At 42.8% G+C, this 15,002-nt stretch carries 13 protein-coding genes; 6 read left to right on the forward strand and 7 right to left on the reverse strand.

Annotated elements, in window-relative coordinates:
• Positions 1 to 744 precede the first annotated feature (744 nt).
• Positions 745 to 1,017, reverse strand: coding sequence for a hypothetical protein (locus ACFSYC_RS17520; protein WP_377130144.1), 273 nt, complete (start codon positions 1,015 to 1,017; stop codon positions 745 to 747).
• A gap of 116 nt (positions 1,018 to 1,133) precedes the next feature.
• Here ACFSYC_RS17520 and ACFSYC_RS17525 point away from each other — a divergent pair, with 116 nt between their 5' ends.
• Together ACFSYC_RS17525 and ACFSYC_RS17530 are read left to right on the forward strand one after the other, a co-directional pair.
• Positions 1,134 to 2,522: a sigma-54-dependent transcriptional regulator gene (locus tag ACFSYC_RS17525; protein ID WP_377130145.1), complete on the forward strand. Its 1,389-nt coding sequence runs from the start codon at positions 1,134 to 1,136 to the stop codon at positions 2,520 to 2,522.
• An 84-nt stretch (positions 2,523 to 2,606) separates the two neighbouring features.
• The gene (locus ACFSYC_RS17530; protein WP_377130146.1) at positions 2,607 to 3,404 is read left to right on the forward strand and encodes a hypothetical protein; all 798 of its coding nucleotides are present in this window, start codon (positions 2,607 to 2,609) and stop codon (positions 3,402 to 3,404) included.
• Positions 3,405 to 3,409: 5 nt separating this feature from the next.
• Here ACFSYC_RS17530 and ACFSYC_RS17535 read toward each other — a convergent pair whose 3' ends face one another.
• Together ACFSYC_RS17535 and ACFSYC_RS17540 are read right to left on the reverse strand one after the other, a co-directional pair.
• A complete protein-coding gene (locus tag ACFSYC_RS17535) occupies positions 3,410 to 3,931 on the reverse strand; it encodes an SHOCT domain-containing protein (RefSeq protein ID WP_377130147.1) in 522 nt (173 codons plus the stop codon).
• A 10-nt stretch (positions 3,932 to 3,941) separates the two neighbouring features.
• Positions 3,942 to 5,060 carry a hypothetical protein gene (locus ACFSYC_RS17540; protein ID WP_377130148.1) on the reverse strand — a complete coding sequence of 373 codons (1,119 nt, stop codon included), beginning with the start codon at positions 5,058 to 5,060 and terminating at the stop codon, positions 3,942 to 3,944.
• A 96-nt stretch (positions 5,061 to 5,156) separates the two neighbouring features.
• Here ACFSYC_RS17540 and lepA point away from each other — a divergent pair, with 96 nt between their 5' ends.
• Together lepA and ACFSYC_RS17550 are read left to right on the forward strand one after the other, a co-directional pair.
• Positions 5,157 to 6,944 (forward strand): translation elongation factor 4, encoded by a 1,788-nt coding sequence (gene lepA, locus ACFSYC_RS17545; RefSeq protein WP_377130149.1) that lies wholly within the window; start codon positions 5,157 to 5,159, stop codon positions 6,942 to 6,944.
• Between the two features lie 358 nt (positions 6,945 to 7,302).
• Entirely contained in the window at positions 7,303 to 8,184 is an 882-nt protein-coding gene (locus tag ACFSYC_RS17550; protein ID WP_377130190.1) for a bifunctional 5,10-methylenetetrahydrofolate dehydrogenase/5,10-methenyltetrahydrofolate cyclohydrolase, read from the forward strand.
• A 60-nt stretch (positions 8,185 to 8,244) separates the two neighbouring features.
• Here ACFSYC_RS17550 and ACFSYC_RS17555 read toward each other — a convergent pair whose 3' ends face one another.
• Genes ACFSYC_RS17555 through ACFSYC_RS17565 form a run of 3 tightly spaced genes read right to left on the reverse strand, consistent with a single transcriptional unit; the run spans position 8,245 to position 9,787 of the window.
• The gene (locus tag ACFSYC_RS17555; RefSeq protein WP_377130150.1) at positions 8,245 to 8,688 is read right to left on the reverse strand and encodes a hypothetical protein; all 444 of its coding nucleotides are present in this window, start codon (positions 8,686 to 8,688) and stop codon (positions 8,245 to 8,247) included.
• A complete protein-coding gene (locus ACFSYC_RS17560; RefSeq protein ID WP_377130151.1) occupies positions 8,685 to 9,023 on the reverse strand; it encodes a Rieske (2Fe-2S) protein in 339 nt (112 codons plus the stop codon). Before ACFSYC_RS17560 ends, ACFSYC_RS17555 begins: the two co-directional genes overlap by 4 nt.
• Positions 9,023 to 9,787: a hypothetical protein gene (locus ACFSYC_RS17565; protein WP_377130152.1), complete on the reverse strand. Its 765-nt coding sequence runs from the start codon at positions 9,785 to 9,787 to the stop codon at positions 9,023 to 9,025. Before ACFSYC_RS17565 ends, ACFSYC_RS17560 begins: the two co-directional genes overlap by 1 nt.
• 152 nt (positions 9,788 to 9,939) lie before the next feature.
• Between ACFSYC_RS17565 and ACFSYC_RS17570 the strand changes: the two genes are divergently transcribed.
• Complete coding sequence (locus ACFSYC_RS17570; protein ID WP_377130153.1) at positions 9,940 to 10,563, forward strand: 7-carboxy-7-deazaguanine synthase QueE; 624 nt, start codon at positions 9,940 to 9,942, stop codon at positions 10,561 to 10,563.
• Positions 10,564 to 10,599: 36 nt separating this feature from the next.
• A complete protein-coding gene (locus ACFSYC_RS17575; RefSeq protein ID WP_377130154.1) occupies positions 10,600 to 12,501 on the forward strand; it encodes an OmpA family protein in 1,902 nt (633 codons plus the stop codon).
• A 10-nt stretch (positions 12,502 to 12,511) separates the two neighbouring features.
• Here the strand turns inward: ACFSYC_RS17575 and ACFSYC_RS17580 are convergent, their stop codons facing one another.
• Positions 12,512 to 14,950: a hypothetical protein gene (locus ACFSYC_RS17580; RefSeq protein ID WP_377130155.1), complete on the reverse strand. Its 2,439-nt coding sequence runs from the start codon at positions 14,948 to 14,950 to the stop codon at positions 12,512 to 12,514.
• Positions 14,951 to 15,002: the final 52 nt, after the last annotated feature.

Here is a 15,002-nt window from a genome sequence, read left to right on the forward strand (position 1 = left end):
CTTATGCCTTCGCTTAAATGATCCTCAATGATCTTTTCTTCTTTAATTTTGTTCATCGTTTACACTTTAATGTGTAAACCTATTTCAGGACAAGTCATTAGCAGTTAAACCTGTTGCATTTTAGCACTTTACAACTTTATAGACAGTTCGAAAATCATAAAGTGAATCACTCAAAGTGAATCAGTAGTATTTAGAAAGGCGCTTTATTTGATCCGTGACCCGTCCTGAAGAAGTTTACACTATTGGCCGTTAATACTGGGATTTCTTTACACTTTAACTCTACTGTGTGGCCTTAAGTTGTTGTAGGTATTTATGCTTGTTTAACGCTTTGAGGTGCGACAATAATGTTGTCGTATTTATCCTTTAATAACTCCATTTTGAGTATTACATTAACTCTTTCCGCTATAGCATTAAAACTGGTCGAAGCATGGCGTAAATCGACCTAAATTGTGTTAGCTTTCAGCTTAATTACTTATTAAAAGCAAGCAGGTGCTTGTTACATTGAGTACAGCGTTATGCTACGCAAGTATCAGGTTCAAGTAAATTTGATAACTTTTACTTTACAACAAACTCCAAATTGATCACCACCCTTTGCACGTACCGAAAGTCATCTCGAGTTCGACAACGATGCCGCGCAGTCTTTAGCTGTTTTTGTACAGGCGGGCTACGCGCTCCCTGGTGAGTTTGCGTTGCTGTTTATTATCATGGAGCAAGTGGTCGGCTTCCAGGCCGCGCCCTTCAGCATCAAAGTAAAAAGTCGTAGGGCTTTATTGTACGGCCCTGGGCAACATTGTTGGCACCCTGTACTTGCTGTCCGCTGCGTTGCATGATCTGTTTAAAATAACGCAGGCCCGGGTCGGTATGGCTTTCGCCAATGGCAAAGGCGCCATCGCAATTTGATGAGCACTTTGCTATCCTGCAAGTTGTTACGGGTAACGGGTTTGGCAGGGTTACGCTTTGGTGTATGCGCCAGCGCCAGTTGCTTAGATCTTTATTACTTGCATGCTTAAACTTCATTCTCTAATCTTTTAAATAAAAATCACGCCAACTCAAAACATCTACCTTAAAAAAGTGTTTAGTTTCCTATACAAATCCTATATTAGTACACTTACAATACAGCATAGAACTAACTGATGGCTAAAATCCTGATAATTGACGACGAGCGGGCAATCCGCAGTACGCTACGAGAGATATTGGAATACGAGGACTACGAGGTTGACGACGTTGACAACGGCATTGACGGCCTTGAACTGATACGTAAAAACGACTACGACCTGGTACTGTGCGACATTAAAATGAGCCGCATGGATGGTATGGAAGTGCTTACAGAGGGCCTTATCATTAAGCCCGACCTGCCTTTCATCATGATATCGGGCCACGGCACGGTAGAAACCGCTGTTGAAGCCAGCAAGAAAGGCGCGTTCGACTTTATATCAAAACCACCCGATCTTAACCGCCTGCTGATAACCGTACGTAACGCGTTAGACCGTGGTAGCCTGGTTGTTGAAACCAAAGTACTTAAACGCAAAGTATCCAAAGTCAGGCCGATACTGGGCGAGTCGCAAAGCATCCTAAAGATCAAAGAGACGATCGACCGCGTTGCTCCAACCGACGCGCGGGTACTGGTTACCGGTGCCAATGGTGCAGGTAAAGAGCTGGTAGCACGCTGGCTGCACGAAAAATCTAACCGCGCTAACGGCCCTATTATAGAGGTTAACTGCGCGGCTATCCCGTCAGAGTTAATTGAAAGTGAACTATTTGGACACGAGAAAGGGTCATTTACGTCGGCTATAAAGCAGCGTATCGGCAAGTTTGAGTCGGCCAATGGCGGCACCCTGTTTATGGATGAGATAGGCGACATGAGCCTGTCGGCACAAGCCAAAGTGCTGCGCGCACTACAGGAGAGCAAGATAACCCGCGTAGGCGGCGAGAAGGAGATTGATGTTGATGTACGCGTAGTAGCGGCAACCAACAAAGACCTGCTTAAAGAGATTGAGGCCGGTAACTTCCGTATGGACCTTTACCACCGCTTAAGCGTAATACTGATACATGTACCATCGCTTAGCGAGCGTAAAGACGATATTGCCCTGCTTACCCAAAGCTTTTTAGACGAGATATGCAGCGACTACGGCATGCCGGCTAAAAGGATATCAGACGGTGCTTTAGAAGCCCTTAAAGCCCAGCCGTGGACGGGTAACATCCGCGAGCTGCGTAACATGGTGGAGCGTTTAATCATATTAAGCGACAAAACTATTACCGAGGATGATGTGCGGTCATTTGCCAACCCGACAGCAACGGCAAGCGGCGCTGCCGGAGCTGCAGCGGCACCGGTCGTTCAGCAAACCGACTTTAACCAGTTCAAAAACTTCCAGGATTATAAAGACTGGGCAGAGCGCGAGTACATTAAATTCAAGCTCGAAAAGAACAACTGGAACGTATCAAAAACTGCCGACGACATTGACATACAACGTAGTCACCTTTACAGCAAGATTGAGAAATACGGCTTGAAACGAGGCGAATAGCTTCTACCGGTAATCATAAAACTAAAAAGACTTTCAGGGTTATACTTTGGAAGTCTTTTGGTTTTATGCTAACTTTATGGTACGATGAAGAAGCTGTTAACCTTGTCACTTATTGTAATGCTACTTTCGGTGCTTGATGTCAGGGCTGATCGATTTGTAATTGATGGTGATACGGTTAGAATTTGGGATAATAGCCCGTTGAAATCTTACTCAAACTTTTCTAATTTGTTAACAAAACTGGTTGGATTTGCGGCTGAAGGCAATTGTTTTGATTGTCATATACAAGGGTTTGATGCTGAATGGAAAATAATTGATAACAATTTATACCTCACTAACATTTACAGCGAGTACGGCGCCAAGGGAAAACCGACGGCAGATATCAATAAGCTGTTTAATGTTACCAATGGAATGGTTAAAGCAAACTGGGTAACGCAAAAGCTTTGGTTGCCGATAGGCCGAGGAGTTGGCTATCTGGATATTATGAATGTACTTTATGAGGGCGAAAAACTTCTAACCTTTGTTAATGGCAGGCTTATTACCACTAAACGATTTGACTATCCTAACAACAAAAAGGCTGCAAACCGCAAGCGGCGTGATTCTATACCTTCCTATCTCTTTTCAAGTATTAACTGGAATAAGATCCAAGTAATGCCTAATTCAGAAATGGAAGCCGTGGTAGGACTTACAACCAGCTTGTCTGGCAAACCTGTAGAAATAAGGTTTTACGGCAATATACTGGATGATCAATCAAAAGAGGAAATTAGGCATGTGCTTAGTTTAATGCCGTTTCCTGGTATTTATATACATGGCGAATTCTTGCCCACATCTTGGACGATTCCGCTGAAATTCACAGAAGCAGACCGCAAGAAATACGCGCGCTGATCCTATTAATTACCTAACAATTTCTTCTTCTGCGCATCGTATTCAGCTTGCGTTATCGCGCCCGAATCTAGCAGGGCCTTTAATTTCTTTATCTCGTCGGCAACAGAGCCCGCCGCACTTGGCACGGTTTGTACAGCATCGGCAGCTTTGCATGGCTTCACCTCGCAGGCTTCAATAGCGTCATCTATAAAAACACTGTAACGCATTGGCCCACCAGGGTTTATGCTGAAGACGTATTTTTCAACGCCATTCACCTTTATTTTACGGATGCCTTTTAACGTAGCCCCAACGTTGGCAAACTCCTTAGGCAGGTTACGCACACTCCGCGGATTAGGGATGATACCCCGGTCTTCTACATACAAAAAGGTACCGTCAGGTTTAGTTCCACGGCCTAACTTCACTGTATCACCTAATTTATAGGTTACGCCGTTTGATGCCTTGTATTCTGTAACTGCTGTACCGAAGAAGCCTTGTGCTTTGGTTAACAGCGGGGTAAGCAGGACGATTATTAATAATATTTTTTTCATGATTGGTAAATTATTGGATTATGATCTTTTCTGGAGTTGCTTCTGGTAAACGGCTGGCATCAAAATAAATTCTGCACAAGTGGCATTTATTATTCAATTCTCGAAGCGTGCCATCGGGTCTGGTCTCTTGCTCTTTTTCCTGATCAGCATTTTTATCTCTTATCGTGTGGATTACGACCTTCCCCTCCTCGTTAAAACCTGTGCTTTCATAAATTTGTTTGTTCCAGTCAAGGCTGATTTGCCCGGCAATCTTTTTGTTAGGAAAGTATTGGTTTATTGAATAGCTTCTCCCATCGTTAGCAAACACCTGCTCAAAGGCGATACTTGTGGCTACACTGCGCAACGAATCGGTCCATCTTCTTATTTCGTCCGGATATTTTTCAGGATTTACGATCAATTCAATATCGTGCATACCCGATTCTTTTGGCTTACCATCGTTTACAAACTGGTAGCGGATGTTTTTAAATATCCAATCATCTTTATAAACCGTCTCTTGACTTAATTGGCCCGACGCAAAAAAGCTTTTACGTTCGCCTACACGCTTACCGTTCTTAAATTGCTCAGTTATATATAAATTACCATCGGGCATATATATTTTACGAAGCCCGTTCAGTTTGCCGTTTTTAAAAGATTGTTCGATCTCTACTTTCCCGTTAGGGTATAGCACCTTAGCGCGATTGCCTGTCAAGACCTTCGTATTAAAAATTGACCTTAGCACGTCAAGCTCTTTTAAACCATTAAAATGCCACCATTCTCTTAATCCGCTTACTTGCCTGTATCGCATGGTATAAGTACACATACTAACTTCAATCCGGTTGTTACGCAACACGCCAAAAAATAACCATTGCTCTGCCTCTTTAAAAGACAAAGCACAGCTTGAGTTAAATGATGGGTCTACCGCCAGATTAGTTGCTTTTCCTTTCACTAATTCAATAACATTGATCTTGATATCACCATCAGCACGCAAACCAAAATTAGCCATTGGTGCTAATTCCTTAATATCAACTAAAGCAATAAAGTCATATATTTTAAGATCTTCCGTGGTTTTAAATTCGGGTAACGGAGAACACATACAAGCCATAGCTTTAACAGCGCTCAATAAAATGGCTATGGTAAACAATATTTTCATGGCTGGTAAACCTAAGGTTTAGAATTATCACCCAAGTTAGCTAAATCCATTAAACCTTACTAATTTATCGCCCAAAAAACCTATTTTTGCGGCTGAATGAAGCACATACGTAACTTTTGTATTATAGCGCATATCGACCACGGTAAGAGTACCCTTGCCGACCGATTGTTAGAATATACCAACACCATTACCCAGCGCGAAAGCCAGGCCCAATTGCTTGACGATATGGACCTTGAGCGCGAACGTGGTATCACCATTAAAAGCCACGCCATACAAATGGATTACGAGCTTGACGGTCAGAAATATACGCTGAACCTGATAGACACGCCCGGACACGTGGATTTCTCGTACGAAGTGTCGCGCTCTATTGCGGCCTGCGAGGGGGCGTTGCTTATTGTTGATGCTGCACAAGGTATACAAGCGCAAACCATATCAAACCTTTACCTGGCTTTAGAGAATGACCTGGAGATCATCCCGGTGTTGAATAAAATGGACTTACCCGGCGCAATGCCAGAAGAGGTTAAGGACCAGATTGTAGAACTGATAGGCTGCAAACGCGAAGATATTTTAGCCGCATCGGGCAAAACGGGTATGGGCGTGCATGATATTTTACGTGCCATTGTTGCTCGTGTACCAGCCCCTGTTGGCGACCCGGACGCGCCTTTACAGGCATTAATATTTGACTCGGTTTACAACTCTTTCCGTGGTATTGTAGCTTATTTTAAGGTTACCAACGGCGAGATCCGCAAAGGCGACAAAGTAAAATTCTTCGCTACCGAAAAGCAGTACATTGCAGAGGAAGTGGGTACGCTTAAATTAAAACAGTTACCTAAAGACGTCATTAAAACCGGCGACGTAGGTTATATCATATCAGGCATTAAAGAATCCCGCGAGGTTAAAGTGGGTGATACTATTACCACCATTAACCGCCCTTGCGCCACGGGTATACAAGGTTTTGAAGAGGTTAAGCCCATGGTTTTTGCGGGCATCTACCCTGTTGAAACCGAGGATTACGAAGAGCTGCGCGAGTCGATGGCTAAGTTACAGTTGAACGATGCTTCGCTAGTTTTTGAACCGGAGTCATCAGCGGCTTTAGGCTTTGGTTTCCGTTGCGGTTTCCTGGGGATGCTGCACATGGAGATTATCCAGGAGCGCTTAGAGCGCGAGTTTAACATGACGGTGATTACCACCGTACCCAACGTATCGTACCTGGCTTACTCGACCAAAGGCGACGAGATTGTTGTAAACAACCCGTCTGATTTGCCTGATCCAAGCAAAATTGACCGTGTGGAAGAACCATACATTAAAGCAACCATTATTACCAAGTCTGAATTTGTTGGGCCGGTAATGTCGCTTTGTATCCAGAAACGTGGTTTTATAAAAAACCAATCTTACTTGACGTCTGACCGGGTAGAGTTGGTTTTCGAGATGCCAATGGGCGAGATTGTATTTGATTTTTACGATAAGCTAAAAACCATATCAAAAGGTTACGCGTCGTTTGACTATCACCAGATAGGCTACCGCACAAGTGACCTGGTGCGTTTAGATATTAAGCTGAACGCCGAGCCTGTAGATGCACTGTCATCTTTGATCTTCCGTGGCAACTCTTATGACTTTGGTAAAAAGATCTGCGAGAAGCTGAAAGAACTTTTGCCGCGCCAGCAATTTGAGATCATTATACAGGCATCTATCGGTGCCAAGATCATTGCCCGCGAAACAGTAAAAGCTATGCGTAAAGATGTTACCGCCAAATGTTACGGTGGCGATATATCGCGTAAACGTAAGCTATTAGAGAAACAAAAAGCCGGTAAAAAACGGATGCGCCAGGTAGGCAATGTGGAGATTCCGCAAAGCGCGTTTATGGCGGTGCTGAAATTAGACTAACAACAGTTATGAAATACGACCAAGTTAGCTACTACACCTTAAGAGGTATTAAGAAAGTAATTGATTTAGGGGAGTATTCGGGAGGAGAGTGGATCGTGTATGATAATTTAAAGCCGACTTATCATATTAATTTAAATACTAGTTTGAGGTCCGCTATATTGATCAATAGATTGATAAATCAAAGAAACGAAACTATCGAAAGCATAATATCAAAGATCAATAGCAACGAACAGATAAACTTATCTATTAAAACAATAAACTTAGAGTTTTCCATTTACTCATTATTAATCAACAAAATAGAAACCATAGATATTGAATTGCCACCCTTACCTGAGCAATGGGTAAAAAACATACTATAATGCAGCTTTTAGACGGAAAATACGTATCAGAAAAACTTAAGGTTGAAATAACTGGCGAAGCCGCCAAGATACTAGCCGACACCGGCCGTAAACCACATTTGGTTGCGGTATTAGTTGGCAATGATGGGGGCAGCGAAACCTATGTTGCCAGCAAAATTAAAAACTGCGAGACCGTTGGCTTTAAATCGACACTAGTGCGTTACGATGCTACGGTTAGCGAGGAAGAATTACTTAAAAAAGTAGAAGAACTTAATGCTGATGCAGACATAGATGGCATTATCGTTCAGTTACCCTTACCAAAACATATCGACCCGGAAAAGGTAACCGAGCGTATTGATCATCGTAAAGATGTAGACGGCTTCCACCCTATCAATCTGGGCCGTATGCAGCGGAATTTACCATCGTTTATACCGGCTACGCCTTATGGTATTACTTTGATGTTGAAGGAGTATGGCGTAGACACCACGGGTAAACATTGCGTGGTGGTTGGTCGCAGTAATATTGTTGGCTCGCCAATGAGCATTTTAATGGCGCGTAACACTACTCCGGGTAACTGTACTGTAACCATTTGCCATAGCCGCACACCAGACATCAAAAAGTTCACGCTTGATGCTGACATCCTTATTGTAGCCATCGGTAAAAAGAACTTCATTACTGCTGATATGGTTAAAGACGGCGTAGTTGTAATTGATGTCGGCATGAACCGCGAAACATCAACCACTACCAAGTCAGGCTTTAAATTATATGGTGATGTTGATTTTGAAGGTGTCGCTCCTAAATCATCATACATTACTCCGGTACCGGGTGGTGTCGGATTAATGACCATCATTGGGTTATTAAAGAATACTTTAGCTTCTGCCAAAAAAGAAGTATATCAATAGATTATAGCAACAAGAGCCGAGATATTTAATCCAGGCTCTTTTAATTCTTGTCTCTTGGCGCTAAACCCTACTTCTTAAATACGCTGCGGGTATCTGATGATCTTCGTTCTCGTCATGCCAAACCATAGAAGTGATATACCAATTTTCGCCAATTTGCACGTACTGAATAAAGTTGATGCCACGTGACATAACCTCGGGTTCGTAGTCAGCAAAAGTATATTCATAAATACTTGCTCGCTGGGCGGCCTTTCCAAATATTTCAGTTTTTGAAGCTATTTCCAGGCTAATATATTGTTTGGTTTCTCCTACTGCTACCAGCGATTCGAGGTTCTGCACGTACGATAAGGCAGTGTATAACAGGGCAGTTTCACTGCTGTTATTAATCAGTAAACCATCGCCATGAAAGATGTCATATAAAGTAGTCGAATCTGGCGAAACGCCGTCGCGGAAGCTTATGGTGTCGTAAAACTCTTTGGTTAAAATATCTATTGCTATAATGCTCATTTAAATGCTTGCTTAAGTTTTTCAAGAAATGAGATCATCCAAACGTTAATCTCGCCATCCCGTATCTCTACAGGGTAAACATCTACATAATCGTTCTGACCGGGATTGCCTCTTCCTGTGTTGATGTCGTAAGCATAACGATGAATAGGACATATAAGTTTGCCGTCTTTGCACCAACCGCCGCTTAATTCGCCACCGGCATGCGGGCAGGTGGATGATAACGCGTTGATCTTGCCATCGGCACCCACGAGTACAATGTCTTTGCCGTTAACTTTTACTTTTTTGATAAACGGCTCGGCGGTGTATTCCAGGTCAGGCACTTTATACCAGGTCATCAGAAGTCTATTTTGAGGTTCATGATGGATGGATCTTTGATGGCTTCATCCATCGTCGTAATGAGCGTAACCCTGCGCCTGTCGGCAGACACGACGGCTTTGGCATTGTTTACTTTTTTAACCGGCTTTGCAAAATTGAGTACAACCTTGTAAGGCATATCTATCAGCATGGCCTTAGCCATTGCAAGCGTGCTTTGGGTCTTTTTTAAAAAGGTGTTGAACTTGCTTTTATTAACTACGCGATAAAATTTGTTAGGAGTGATCTCAAAATCATAATAATCCTGGCCGGCAACCAGCTGCTGCGCATCGAAACTGCCGGCAGGCCTACTATTCTTAACCACAGCGTCAAACTCGCGGTCTAACGATATTTTTGAAAGGTTTTCAAGATAGCTCTGCAACTTTTCTGCCGTAGGAGCCGTGTGCGTTACGCTCATTTTCATCAGGCTTTTGTTCAGATCCATTTTAACGGAAAGGTCTGTTCCGCTGGCCATAGCCAAATCAGCTGCAGTCAATTTATTTTTCACGCTATCCGGCATCACCGCTAAAAAGCTCAGGCTAGTGTCCATTACCATGTTAAACTGCTGCGTTTGCTTCAGCGAATCAGACACCAGGTTTTTAAAAACCGATACCGCCCTTCCCATGTTAAAATCGTAAACCACCGTGCATGACCCATCTGCTTTAAAATCATACTGCTCCACGATGTCAACACAGGAGGTGAGGCAAGTAAGTAGAACGAATATTACAAATGGGTAAAGTTTCTTCATGTATATCAAATGTAGTTGATTAAGGTTAAAGGCGAAAGCTAAAAGAGAAAGCTTTTTATTCGTTCGCATTCAGTGTGTTTAAATCACTTAAATCTCATGTTTCCCTTTCAGCTTTAACCTTTCCGTTCAAAAACGTACCTTTGCGCCCTATTATGGCACACCAGGTTCCGGAAGACGGCACATTGCTTCCTTTAATGGAAGAGTTTTATACGATACAGGGAGAAGGATATAATACCGGTAAAGCCGCGTACTTCATTCGCCTTGGCGGCTGCGATGTTGGCTGCCATTGGTGCGATGTTAAAGAAAGTTGGGACGCCGAGTTGCACCCACTTACCCCTGCTGATATAATTGCTGAAAATGCTTTAAAATACCCCGGCAAGGCAGTTGTTGTTACCGGTGGAGAGCCATTGATATACAATCTTGATTACCTTACTGCGCAACTACAAGCAAAAGGCATTAAAACTTTTATAGAAACATCAGGCGCCTATCCCCTGTCTGGTCATTGGGACTGGATATGCCTGTCGCCCAAAAAATTTAAGAGCCCTACGCAGCAGGTAGCTCAAAAAGCGCACGAATTAAAAGTCATCATCTTTAACAAATCAGACTTTGAATTTGCCGAGCATCACGCTACGCTGGTGCCCGAAGGCTGCAAACTGTACTTACAACCTGAGTGGTCGAAATCAAAAGAAATGATACCGCTTATTGTGGAATATGTAATGAATAACCCTAAATGGGAAATTTCGCTGCAGACACACAAATACCTGAATATCCCGTAATAGTTGTAAATTAGAACTACAATTATACCTATGCGGATGAAGCGTGCTGTCTTACTATTTTTATTTATTATTAGTGTTTGCCAATTATTTGCGCAACAAAGCCCTTATAGCACCAATAACAAAGACGCTATCAAAAACTTCGCGCTAGCTAACCAAAAATTTGATGACCGTTTGCCTGACGAAGCGATAACATACCTTAAAAAAGCGATAGATGCCGATGCTAAATTCCTGGAAGCACATGCCATGTTGGGTGACATTTTTCAGCAGCGAAAAAACATCAAAGCTGCCGTAGACGAATATCATAAAGTAATTGCCATAAACCCTGGTTACAGCCATGCCATATATCTAAAGGTGGCTGGCATGGAGATAGCTGAAGCTATGTACAGCGATGCGCTTGGCCATTTGCAGAAATACGTTAGCACAACCGGTATTACTGAAGCTAACAAGGCACACGCCCAAAAATTGATTAAGGATTGCATGTTTGCCATTGATGCTTTGCAACACCCGGTACCTTTTAAGCCAATTAACATGGGGCCAAATATTAACACCGCGGCTGACGAATATTCGCCGGTTTCAACAGCTGATAACACGACCATTATTTACACCCGTCAGATTGAACAGAACGAGGACTTTTATCAAGCCGGCAAGACCGATGCGGGTTGGCAAAAGTCTGTTTATTTAAGCGAGAAGATCAACACACCTAATTTTAACGAAGGCTCTGAGTCGGTATCTCAAGACGGTAAGTTTTTGTTTTTCACCGGCTGCAACCGCCCTGATGGTCGCGGGCGCTGCGATATATACGTAACGCAGAAAAAAGGGGACGACTGGGGCAAGCCTTTCAGTTTAAGTCCGCCGGTTAATACCAGTGGCTGGGAGTCGCAACCCTCTATCAGTGCTGATGGGCGAACGCTGTACTTTGTTAGTAACCGGGCGGGTGGTTATGGTGGTTATGATATATGGAAATCAGCCCTGAGTTCAAAAGGCTGGGGCGCGCCAGAAAACCTTGGACCTAACGTGAATACAGCGTATAACGAACAATCTCCTTTTATACATCCAGACGATGGGACACTATATTTTTGTTCGAATGGGTGGCCTGGCATGGGCGGACAGGACCTTTTTGTTAGCCGCTTAGCTGACGATAATAAATGGCAAGCGCCTAAAAACCTGGGGGCGCCTATTAATACCAATGGCGATGAAAGCGGACTAAGCCTGACCGCCAATGGTGATTTTGCTTTCTTCTCGTCAAATAAATTAGACGGCTACGGCGGCTTTGATATTTACACCTTTGAAATGCCGGCCGAGCTAAGACCACGCCTGGTTACTTATGTTAAAGGTTTTGTAAGCGACGCAAAAACAAAACTACCGTTAGAATCGGCTGTAGAAATCATCGCGCTTGAACGCAACCGCACAGTTTACCAGAATTACAGTTCGCCGGATAAAGGGGACTTTTTGGCGACACTGGCCGCCGGTAAAAACTATGGTCTAAACATATCCCGATCAGGATATTTGTTTTACTCTGAGAATTTTTCGCTCATTAATTATACCTCTAAAAAGCCGTTTAACATAAACGTATTACTACAACCTATTGAGGTGGGTAATAAGGTAATATTGAAGAACGTATTTTTTGATACCAACAAATATAATCTGCAGCCTGAGTCGCGAGCCGAGCTGCAAAAACTACTGGAATTTTTGGGACAGAACCCAACAGTGTTTATTGAAATATCAGGCCATACTGATGATGTGGGTAATGATGAGCTTAACCAAAAACTATCAGAAAACAGGGCAAAGTCTGTCTACGACTTTCTGCTGGCCGGTAAAATACCACCCGCCCGTATGGTTTTTGCAGGCTATGGGAAAACTCAGCCCATTGCGCCAAATACAAGCGATGAAGACCGCGCCCGCAACCGCCGCACCGAATTCAAGATCATGGCTAAATAGGCTTTACAGATTACTGTATCGCTTTGTATTTACCCGGTCTGACTTTAAAGGTCTTTTCGCCATAGGTAACATCATTACCTGCTACGCCCTGCACAATGATCTTAAAATCGCCAGAAATGTCTGTGGTATAAAATGACACCTCTGCATACTCGTCTGACCGTACCCTGGCCAAATGTTTCCAAAATAAAGTTGACAGGTAAAGCGGTTCGGCAGCCGACCACTTAGAAACATCCTCTACATAAAACCTTTTAGGCAGGTATATCCCTTTAAGCGCTAATTTGTTATCAGTAGCGCCGCACCCTAAGTAAACTGTGCTCATGCCCGACCGCATGTAGCTCCGCCCTACCACGGGCAACTTATTATCCGACTCGTAACGATGGTTAGGGCAATTAAAAATATTAAACCTGCAAATGTAATCGCCGCAGGCGTTGGCTTGCACTTTCCTGATAGCAGATGCTTTTATCTGAACTTCTTTGATCTTGATGCTATGTTCTAAACCCTTCAGCTGTGTCTCGCGGGTACTTGGCTGCTCTACTATATTGAGCTTGTTTATTTCTATACTATCGGCAATTTTTTGATTGAGTAGTTTGTAAGGGTCGGCTAAATTAACTTCGTACTCATACTCCAGCGCGCCTTTAACAACGTAGCTAACCATCATATCGGGTGGGGTTAACAAGTCTGCGTATGTTAAGTCAAACGCTCCGTGATCATCGGTACTAAGTGGCCGTTTTGTATTGCCAAAGCTCATCAACGGAAGGGATTTTGACACGGGCTTTTTCTTACGTGTAACGTTTCCCCTAAAAAACACATCATCAAATTTCGCCGTATCGGCCTGCGACGGGTTTAGCATATCCAGCCATTTATATTTGCTCCAGCCTTTAACTAATAGTATATCCTCTAAAAATTGCTTGTCAAATTTCTGTTCGCCCAGGTAGTTTTCTTTAAGCGGCAAATTATCCAGGTTGGCATGCAGGTAAAAATAGCTTTCAATGTCCTTTTGATTTTTAATATCAAGCCTTTTTTGTTCTACCACAGCGATAGATACCAGGCCGCTGTCCATTTTACCTATATCACTTAGCTTTATCTTTAAACTAACTTTTTGACGCTGCCCATAGCTGGTCGAATCAGTTTTTATCTCAAGTTTGCTCCTCCTGTTATAATGCGCAAAAATCAGTCGCTCAGCAAATGGGCGGCCCAAGCTGTCAATAACAGTTATTTGAGTAAGGCCCTTTGGCAAATCATTTAAGATGATCTTAATACGTTTTTGTAGCGTATCTAACTTTACCGGGCTGGCAAAATAAATCTCTTTGTAGTCGTGCCCAATAACATATAGCTGTTCAGGCTTGTTGCTTTTGACAACGGCAATCAAAGTATCATTAACAATGGCATTGGCTATTGTAATTACCGGCCCCTCGTTTATTGCTTCAGGTAATACATAAGCTGTGTCCTTCCTATTAATGCCTACCAATTTTATCGAATATTTGTGGCTAGCCGTAGGTTTTAACAAAAACCTGCTGATACCATAACTATTGGTAGCTATATTGGCTATGGCCTTTTTATCCTGAAAAAGCACTGCGCTGGCTTTTAAAGGGTTTCCTTTATAATCGGTTACCTCCCAACCGATATTGCTCTCCAGGTTGTTCACCAGCGTGCCGCCTTCGGGGTAAAACTTTACTATGGCTGGCTTGCGCACTATCGGCAATTCCATAATAAGCTCTTTAAACTCTTTCTCATGCTTAACCGTAACATGCAGTTTGTTATTGCCTGCTGTTAATATGCTTGATGGTATTTCAAAAATGTGTTTACCAAACTCGGTTTTCAAATCGCCTTTAAGCAGTGGTTTTTTGGTATCGCCTACATAGTAGCTTACCTGTATGGTGTTAGGTTGCTTATCAGCCTCCAAAAAATTGACCAGTAACATCACCTTTTGTTTGCTTGCGGTGGCAGATGTATCTAACGGATTTAAGGAAGCAGTGTAGGTGCCTGTAGTGGTAGATTTTATAGTCACCCTTTGTGTAAAAAGGACATTAGGTAACCCGTTTAACAGCCTGTTAGTATAGGCAATGAAGCTGTACTCGCCTGCCGTAAGCGTGTCTGGTATGGTGGTGCTACCCAGTACTATGCCATTGCTCATTACGTACTTATTGTCTAAAACTACCTGTCGGCTATCATTTTTTACTAATGCGATTGACAGGGTTTTATAAACCTCCAGATCTACAGATTTAAAGAGATAACCTGTAAACCAAACCTGATCGTTATGTATGTATATGTTTTTGTCGAAATGAATAAAGAGTATCGGAGATTCGTTTCGTAGGCGATTGAGTTGAAGAGTACTGATTATATCTTTTTCGGTATTTGTTTGCTGCGCGATAACCTCGGCAGAAAAAAAGAGCAAGAATAGAAAAGCAACAAGCAGTTTTAGATTATAGGCCGAGACTTGTGTTTTCATGAAGGTTAACGAAAAGGTTTATGAATAAAGATACAGGCAACAGTATCAATAA

Origin of the sequence: Mucilaginibacter antarcticus (genome assembly GCF_042686155.1) — a bacterium.
GTDB classification, from domain to species: domain Bacteria; phylum Bacteroidota; class Bacteroidia; order Sphingobacteriales; family Sphingobacteriaceae; genus Mucilaginibacter; species Mucilaginibacter antarcticus.

What these genes read in the sequence shown, in the direction of transcription:
- ACFSYC_RS17555 (WP_377130150.1), bottom strand. Translation starts at nt 8,688, where the DNA reads ATGAGCATTATAGCAATAGATATTTTAACCAAAGAGTTTTACGACACC.
- ACFSYC_RS17550 (WP_377130190.1), top strand. Translation starts at nt 7,303, where the DNA reads ATGCAGCTTTTAGACGGAAAATACGTATCAGAAAAACTTAAGGTTGAA.
- ACFSYC_RS17570 (WP_377130153.1), top strand. Translation starts at nt 9,940, where the DNA reads ATGGCACACCAGGTTCCGGAAGACGGCACATTGCTTCCTTTAATGGAA.
- ACFSYC_RS17525 (WP_377130145.1), top strand. Translation starts at nt 1,134, where the DNA reads ATGGCTAAAATCCTGATAATTGACGACGAGCGGGCAATCCGCAGTACG.
- lepA (WP_377130149.1), top strand. Translation starts at nt 5,157, where the DNA reads ATGAAGCACATACGTAACTTTTGTATTATAGCGCATATCGACCACGGT.
- ACFSYC_RS17520 (WP_377130144.1), bottom strand. Translation starts at nt 1,017, where the DNA reads ATGAAGTTTAAGCATGCAAGTAATAAAGATCTAAGCAACTGGCGCTGG.
- ACFSYC_RS17540 (WP_377130148.1), bottom strand. Translation starts at nt 5,060, where the DNA reads ATGAAAATATTGTTTACCATAGCCATTTTATTGAGCGCTGTTAAAGCT.
- ACFSYC_RS17575 (WP_377130154.1), top strand. Translation starts at nt 10,600, where the DNA reads ATGAAGCGTGCTGTCTTACTATTTTTATTTATTATTAGTGTTTGCCAA.
- ACFSYC_RS17530 (WP_377130146.1), top strand. Translation starts at nt 2,607, where the DNA reads ATGAAGAAGCTGTTAACCTTGTCACTTATTGTAATGCTACTTTCGGTG.
- ACFSYC_RS17560 (WP_377130151.1), bottom strand. Translation starts at nt 9,023, where the DNA reads ATGACCTGGTATAAAGTGCCTGACCTGGAATACACCGCCGAGCCGTTT.
- ACFSYC_RS17565 (WP_377130152.1), bottom strand. Translation starts at nt 9,787, where the DNA reads ATGAAGAAACTTTACCCATTTGTAATATTCGTTCTACTTACTTGCCTC.
- ACFSYC_RS17535 (WP_377130147.1), bottom strand. Translation starts at nt 3,931, where the DNA reads ATGAAAAAAATATTATTAATAATCGTCCTGCTTACCCCGCTGTTAACC.
- ACFSYC_RS17580 (WP_377130155.1), bottom strand. Translation starts at nt 14,950, where the DNA reads ATGAAAACACAAGTCTCGGCCTATAATCTAAAACTGCTTGTTGCTTTT.